Source organism: Paracoccus sp. MC1854, from assembly GCF_014164635.1.
Classification (GTDB): Bacteria; Pseudomonadota; Alphaproteobacteria; order Rhodobacterales; family Rhodobacteraceae; genus Paracoccus.
Genome location: NZ_JACJFU010000063.1, coordinates 1 through 7,189 on the forward strand (window position 1 = coordinate 1; position 7,189 = coordinate 7,189).

The window sequence follows — 7,189 nt, forward strand, 5'->3', positions numbered from 1 at the left end:
ACAGCCCGGGCGGCGACTTCTTCGAGGGCGTGGCGATCTATAACCTGCTGCGCCAGGACCCGCGCAGGGTCACGGTCCGCATCCTCGGGCTCGCGGCCTCCGCCGCCTCGGTGATCGCCATGGCCGGCGACGAGGTCCGGATCGGCCGTGCCGGGTTCCTGATGGTCCACAATGCCTGGGTGGTCGCCGTCGGCAACCGCCACGACATGGTCGCCGCGGCCGAGACGATGGTGCCCTTCGATGCCGCCATGGCCGAGGTCTATGCCGCCAAGGCGGGCGTCGATCCGAATGTTGCCGCTGGCTGGATGGACGCCGAGACCTGGTTCAGCGGCGCGCAGGCGGTGAAGGCCCGGCTCGCGGACGGCTTCCTCACAGCCGATGTGGTCGAGGAGGCCGAGACCAGCGGCAGCGGTCCGAGCGCGCTCAAGCGCATCGACAACCTGCTCGCGAAGCAGAACATCTCCCGGTCGGAACGCCGTGCGCTTCTGGCCGAACTCCGCGGCACGCCCGGCGCTGCCGCATCCGTCACGCCGCGCGCTGACGACGACTGGGCGGCCGCAGCGCGGTCGCTGATTGCAACGCTCACGTAAGAGGTTCCACATGAGCATGATGTCCCACCCTGCGCTCACGCGCGGGATCGTCGCCCTGCGCGCGGATGCCAGCGGCGATCCGAAGCAGATCTTCGCCGAACTGCAGCGCAGCTTCGAGGCCTTCAAGGCCGAGCACAGCAACCAACTGGCCGCGCTCCACAAGGGCCAGGAAGACGTGGTCCGGGCCGAGAAGGTGGACCGCATCAATGCCGCCGTCGGCGAGCTGCAGGCCGCCATGGACGCGCAGGCCGCGCAGATCGCGGCCCTGCGCATCGGTGGTTCGGGTGGCGCGCCCGGTCCCGTTGATGCCGCCTACACCGACGCCTTCCGCGCGCATTTCAGCAAGGGCGAGGTGTCAGCCGCACTGAACAGGGGCGCTGACGCCGAGGGCGGCTATCTCGCCCCTGTCGAATGGGACCGCACCATCACCGACAAGCTGGTCGAGGTCTCGCCCATGCGCCAGATCGCCTCGGTCCAGACGATCTCCGGTGCCGGCTTTCGCAAGCTCTTCTCGGCGCAGGGCTTCGGCTCGGGCTGGGTCGGCGAGACTGCGCCGCGGCCGCAGACCAGCACGCCGCAGTTCGGGCATCTCGACTACACCCCCGGCGAGATCTACGCCAACCCGGGAGCCACCCAGCAGATGCTCGACGATGCCGCGATCAATCTCGAGCAGTGGATCGCCAGCGAGATCGAGGCGGAGTTCGCCTATCAGGAGGGCATCGCCTTCGTCGCTGGCGACGGTGTCAACAAACCCTCAGGGGTCCTGACCTATGCCGAGGGCGGCTTGAAGGCGGCAGCGCATCCCTGGGGGGCGATCCCGACCATCACCGCCGCGAGTGCCACGGCGATCACCGCCGACGAGCTGATCGACCTGGTCTATTCGCTCCCGGGTCAGGCGGCGCAGAACGCCCGCCTGGCCGCCAACCGCAACACCTTGGCCGGCATCCGCAAGCTCAAGGACGGCCAGGGCAACTATCTCTGGCAGCCCTCCTTCACCGAAGGCCAGCCGCAGAACGTGCTGGCCTATCCGGTGACCGAGATGGCGGCGATGCCCGATGTCGCGCCCGGCGCGATGCCCGTGGCCTTCGGCGACTTCCGCCGCGGCTATCTCATTGTCGACCGCACCGGCGTCCGGGTGCTGCGCGATCCCTTCACCAACAAGCCCTACGTCCACTTCTACACCACCAAGCGCGTGGGCGGGGGCCTGCTCAATCCCGAGATGCTGCGGGTCCTGAAGATGGCCGCAGCCTGACCAACCGGCCCGGCGGGGAACGCCGGGCATCCACCCTTGTCTGAATGGAGGCTGTCATGGCTGTAAAGAAGAACGATCCCGCACTGAAAGCCGGTGCGACCGCAATCAAGGAAGATGTTCATGGCGCCGCTGATCCTGCGCCGACGGCAGTACTGGAGGAGGCCTCCGGCGCAATCATCGAACCCACAATCACCAATACCGTCGATATGCGGCACGAGAGCGTCGACGCCAATCCGCGCGAGGGCACCACCGCTGCGCAGAACGCCATCGACTGGAACGACCCCAAGCGAGTGCGTCCTGATGAGGCCGACTTCACCGGACAGGGTGTCGACCCCGCCGTCTACGGCGAGGTCGCGGACTGATGCGGCTGGTCCTCGTCACCCCGCCGGCCGCGCAGCCGATCACCCTGACCGAGGTCAAGGCGCAGGCCCGGGTCGCGCATGATGACGAGGACCTGCTGATCCAGCACTACATCGACGCGGCCACCGCCTGGCTCGACGGCCCAACCGGGATCCTCGGCCGGTGCCTTGTGACCCAGACCTGGCGCGCGGAACTGCCGGCGGTCACCGGGCCGATCCGGCTGCCGCTCCCCGATACCGTGATCGGCAGTGCCGTGTTCACCGACGCCGAAGGAGGCGAACTGGCCTACGATCTCACGCTGCAGGATCAGCGTCCGCTGCTGCGGCCGAGCTTCGGCTTGGGCCGGCCTGCGGCGATCACCTTCACCGCGGGCTATGGCGCGCCCGCCGATGTGCCCGCCGCCATTCGCCAGGCCATGCTGCTGCTGATCACGCAGGGGTACGAGCATCGGCAGGTCACGGGTGCGGAAACCACCTTGCCCTTTGCCGTCGAGGCGCTGCTGGCGCCGTATCGCCGGATCCGGCTGTGAGGAGGAACAGGACGGTTCGATCATTTGCTCAGCCTTGCTCCAGAAGCATCACGGCTGGGCGATCAATTCTGCGGATCTCGGCCATGTAGGCTCGGCCGGAATGGCCTGACCTTTGCAGATGGCAGGCTAGAAACCCTTGACATGCGACGGCTCGGATCATCGCAGCATAGGCATCACGCAGTTGAAGCAGAAGCACCAGCGCCGCCGTGCGGGGTGGCACTCCATCTACCCGAGGCTCTCCCAGGCTAAGTCGGTGCTGAACGGCGGCAGGATCGAAGCGCCTCAACTCTTCGGTCATCTTTCTCACCGATCCCTCCGCAAGATTTTTCGCGGTTGGCAGTTCATCAGCCTCGAACAAGACATGTATGCGAGCAGAATGACAAAGCGCGAGAGCGTTGAGAAGCGGCCAGATGCCGGCCAGATCGCTCCATGCTAGTTCGTCTGGTACAGCTGGATCCAGAATCCTGCTGATGTGTTCTTCGAATTGCTCAAGAATGTCGGTGAAACGGATCCTGAGATCAAAGGAGATGCCCGCAAGACCATTCTCGGCATGGGCTATGAAGAGATTCTGCAGACCCGAAAGTTGGCGCAAGATCATCCGAAGTTCATCGCTCCGGCGGTCTTTGGTGATCCGGTCGACTTTGCGATGCAAATCTTCAAGCCGAGTCTCGATCAGGCGCAGGCGCTTCTGCATATAGTACTGATGAGCAACCGAAATACCAAAGCCCAGCCCCGAGCCGAGCAATGTGGCAAGCTGAAGCGCCTGCACGTTCTCAACTGCGATTTGCAGATTCCCCAGCCTCTGCTTTATCTGTTCGTTCTGGATGACGCTTATCCAAGAGCCAGCCAGATCAATGGACTGCATTCCCAGCAGCTGTGTCATGCCGGTCTGCAACGTTTCCAGCCGATCGAGGATTCTTACATCGAGAACCGTGTTGAGGCCAGTCCCCAAGAAACCGAGCGGGTTCATCCCCGGCAGTGCATCAGCGAGTTGGCTCAACAGCGGTCCCGTTTGCTGCAGATGCCCAACGATTTGTCCGCTTCCCGTATCCTTCACGATGCTACCATAGACCTGCAGCTGCCCCTCGGCGACGCCACGGAGCAGATGAGCGGGGATCTCACGCAGCAGCATCTCGATCCGCCTTCTCGTTTTGCACGTCGAGCATCGCCTTGATCAACGATGGCTCCTTCAGCGCGCCGCGGGTCCCGAAAACCAAGGTCGCCAGACGCTTACGCATCTCTGCGGCCAGCTTCTTCTGTGGCTGATCCCGAAACGCCCACAAGGCCGCACCTCCCAACGCGACCAGGATGCCCGCGCCTCCAATCCAAAGCGAAAACGTGACAAGATCGAACGACTTCCTGCCAAGGAAGCCCCAGCGGCTTGGAACCTCGGCTTGTTCATGTGCGATCAGGGCTGCCCCGATACCTGTCGCAATGATTGCAACTGCCAAGGTGAGCACGACCAATCCGGGGACGAGGGACAGGAGGCGCGGTCGACGGGGTAGGGCCTCCAGAAGATGAGTCAAGCTGACGGTAGGCAGGGGCGGCTGGTGGCGCTGGTTCCTGAGCCACCCGCGCAACGCCCGTCCCCCTAGAGCGCGCGGTCGCTGCAGCAATATCCCCAATCGGCTGACTTTTCTGCAGTAGCTGTCACTCAATGCGACAAGATCGGGAAACGCCGCTTCGACACGCGCGATCAAGAGCGCATCTTCGTCCTGGTTGCTCATGATTGCCTGCAAGCCATGCTCCAGTCGCGCCAGGCGGTCGGCGTCAGACGGCTTCTCGTCGAGGTCCGGGACATCGTTCATTCCGAAGCTCGCACAGCCAGACTGATAGCGATGCGCGCCTGAGTCTTGGCGCGTTCCGTGGCGTCTGCGATTGCACGCGCGGCCACAATTGCAGCGTGTCCGTCTCCGACCGCCGCCAGCATGCCGGCCACCTGATCCAACTCCCTGTCGCGGACCGGTCCCGCAGGTCCGCTTAAGGCAATGTCACGGGCTTTTTTCGCTGCTTCCATCGCTTGCTCCAGCCTGCCGGACGCGAGAGCCTCGGTATAGGCCTCGGTGTCGGCTTCGAGCAGTTCCTCGGCGACCAGGCTACCGAGCTCGCCGTCGTTTGATGGCAAGGTTCTTTCGCGGGCTCCGAACACATTGCCGAAATCGATATCCACATCCATCAACGAGGCAACCCCTTCGCTCGTGTCGGCGACAGCACCGCTCGCAGCCACCTTGCTTTTGGCAGCCGCCACCCTGCTCCAGGCAACGGACCGAGCTGTGACGCCTTCCATCTTCGCAATCTTGGCAGCTACAAGCTTATCGATCTGCTTTGCAGCCTCGTCATGCCTATGAGCGCGAAACGATACGTACAGTTGAAGCAAGGTCCCGAACTGCCGATCCTCCGGCAGCATCGCGACAGTCTCGACAGCGTCCTTGGCGCTCCCCAATTGGGCGTACAACTCGATGCCACTTTCCAGGCGCACATAGCCGGAGGTATCGTTCTCGGGCATTGCTTTCACCCATGTCGAAACCGTCTCCAAGGCAAGTCTCGGGTCGCTGGCAGCCTGTTTTTGGATTATGGTGCGGATAATATCGAACTGCTCGGCATGATTGTCCTCCAACAGGGCGATCAAACGCTCCGCACCCTGCCAATCGTGCGTAACCGTGAGGCCATCGAGAGCCGCATCAATTGCGCTCCGGCGGTCCTCCGCGTCAAGGAGGCTGATCTCCTTTTCGACCTCAGCCATCTGTCCCACGGCAGCCAAAGCTCTGATGGCATCTGGAAGGGCATCCGGGGCATCCCGCGCTGTCTCGATCGACAGCAATGCCGCACAGCTCATTACGTCACGTTCGCAAAGCTGCAACATGGTCAGTTCCCGGAACAAGTCGCTGGGGCGTATGCCGATGATCGGTTGGTCGTCCGCGATCTGCCGTCCTTGCTTAGTGTTTGGGTATTCAGTTCGGATAATGTCGAGTTCGTTCGTTATCTCGCCAAGCAAACTTAGGCGGTCGGCAGTGCGCCCAGGGTCCTCGCTGTCAATGGCAAGGTACCGACCTATGTCACCTGAAACATCTTCGAACTGTCGCTGAGGATTTTCGTCCCGGCAGCCTGAAGTGAGAAGCAGCGTAAGGAGGCCGACGTAAACCTCGGGGGGCGGACGCAACATCCTGATCCTTTGCCTGTTACATGTTTTGAGCACGGTTTCCGCAGGCCTGCAACGGGCGGAGTGACCTATTGGGAGGAAGACACCGCAAGCGCCTCGCCCACATGCTTGCCGCGGCGCTGGCCTGGGGATCTAGACGTGGCGGATCCCTTGGCAGCGCACCGAAGTACAATCTACGAATGGACTTCAACTGTTAGGTTTGGAAGCGCTGGAGCCAGTCGACAGGTCCGAGAAGTCGGAGTCAAAGCCCGAAAAAGGGTGCAATTGTGCACTTGCCAGAGAGCTCACTACCATGGCGATCAACCGTGCGGCCCGCGCCGCGTCCTGTGATACGATCCCCTCGAATTCGTCCATACCCGCGCCGGGCGCTGACCGGCTACCTCCGCTAGCGGACCAGAAGCTCACGGATCTGGAAGACTATCGCAGCCTCTTCAGTATGCTTGCAATCTCATCTTGGCCCAAAAATGACGTCGGGGCACAGATGCAGCATCGGATCGACCCCGTTCCATCTCAAAAGGTCGTGCATGACCCATTTCTTCACCGCTGACACCCATTTCGCAGACGACCCGGTGCGGCGCTTTTTTAGCCGGCCGTTTGCCTCGACTGAGGCGATGGATGCCGCGATGATCGTCCGTTCTAGCGTCGTTAGAGCCGATGACGATCTGTGGATCATCGGCGATTTCGCCGCCTGCGAGACCAAGGCCGGACGCATGGCCGCGCAGGCCGCCTTTGCGGCGCTGCCGGGGCGGAAGCATCTGGTACGCGGCAACCACGATCCCGACTGGCTTACTCGAACGCTGCCTTGGGCATCGGTTCATGATCTGGTCGAGATCGGCATTAGAGAGCGCCGCTTCGTCCTGTGTCACTATCCGCTGGTCACATGGAACGGTGCCCGGGCCGGAGCGGTCCAGCTTTTTGGCCACGTTCACACTCACTGGCGGGGTGCCGAGGGGCAGGTGAATGTCGGCGTCGATCAGTGGGACTTTACCCCCGTCAGCGCCGATCAGGCAGAGTTGGAGGCCTTGATGCTGCCGCCGTCGCGTTTGCATAAGGTAGCTGAGGGAGCAGGGTCAACCTCCGAGTGATTGGAGTTTTTCGCTAGCCGAGGTGGGCAGGGGTGGCAGCGAAAACGGCGCAAGAGGCCGGATCGGGCGAGATATCCCGATCCGGTGAGAGTGTCTGATCTTCTGTGTATGACTGACCCGGTCCATGCTTCCTGAGAGGAGCAAGGACGATGACGATTTCCAACGAGCTGCTGGACGAGTTGCTGAAGGGCTGCAAGCGGCCCGAGGATCTGC

General features: G+C 62.8%; 8 protein-coding genes. 5 read left to right on the plus strand and 3 right to left on the minus strand.

Annotation, left to right across the window (positions count from 1 at the left end; all coding sequences use genetic code 11):
- The 4 genes from H5395_RS17270 to H5395_RS17285 form a co-directional block, all read left to right on the plus strand.
- A partial coding sequence (locus H5395_RS17270) for a head maturation protease, ClpP-related (protein WP_182793766.1) occupies window positions 1-590 on the plus strand: 590 nt, incomplete at its 5' end.
- Window positions 591-600: 10 nt separating this feature from the next.
- Window positions 601-1,842, plus strand: a complete 1,242-nt coding sequence (locus tag H5395_RS17275; RefSeq protein WP_182793767.1) for a phage major capsid protein — start codon at window positions 601-603, stop codon at window positions 1,840-1,842.
- Window positions 1,843-1,898: 56 nt separating this feature from the next.
- Window positions 1,899-2,204: a hypothetical protein gene (locus H5395_RS17280; RefSeq protein ID WP_182793768.1), complete on the plus strand. Its 306-nt coding sequence runs from the start codon at window positions 1,899-1,901 to the stop codon at window positions 2,202-2,204.
- Window positions 2,204-2,731 (plus strand): head-tail connector protein, encoded by a 528-nt coding sequence (locus tag H5395_RS17285; RefSeq protein ID WP_182793769.1) that lies wholly within the window; start codon window positions 2,204-2,206, stop codon window positions 2,729-2,731. Before H5395_RS17280 ends, H5395_RS17285 begins: the two co-directional genes overlap by 1 nt.
- A 28-nt stretch (window positions 2,732-2,759) precedes the next feature.
- On the opposite strand, the gene H5395_RS17290 is transcribed toward H5395_RS17285, so the two are convergent.
- From H5395_RS17290 to H5395_RS17300, 3 genes are read right to left on the minus strand one after another with little or no spacing between them, the layout of a single operon-like run.
- On the minus strand, window positions 2,760-3,863 hold the full coding sequence (locus H5395_RS17290; protein WP_182793770.1) for a hypothetical protein: 1,104 nt from the start codon (window positions 3,861-3,863) through the stop codon (window positions 2,760-2,762).
- The gene (locus tag H5395_RS17295; protein ID WP_182793771.1) at window positions 3,850-4,539 is read right to left on the minus strand and encodes a hypothetical protein; all 690 of its coding nucleotides are present in this window, start codon (window positions 4,537-4,539) and stop codon (window positions 3,850-3,852) included. The genes H5395_RS17290 and H5395_RS17295 overlap by 14 nt, the downstream gene beginning before the upstream one ends.
- Window positions 4,536-5,894 (minus strand): hypothetical protein, encoded by a 1,359-nt coding sequence (locus tag H5395_RS17300; RefSeq protein WP_182793772.1) that lies wholly within the window; start codon window positions 5,892-5,894, stop codon window positions 4,536-4,538. Before H5395_RS17300 ends, H5395_RS17295 begins: the two co-directional genes overlap by 4 nt.
- A gap of 521 nt (window positions 5,895-6,415) precedes the next feature.
- On the opposite strand from H5395_RS17300, the gene H5395_RS17305 reads away from it, so the two are divergent.
- A complete protein-coding gene (locus tag H5395_RS17305; RefSeq protein WP_182793773.1) occupies window positions 6,416-6,976 on the plus strand; it encodes a metallophosphoesterase in 561 nt (186 codons plus the stop codon).
- The last annotated feature ends 213 nt before the right edge of the window (window positions 6,977-7,189 follow it).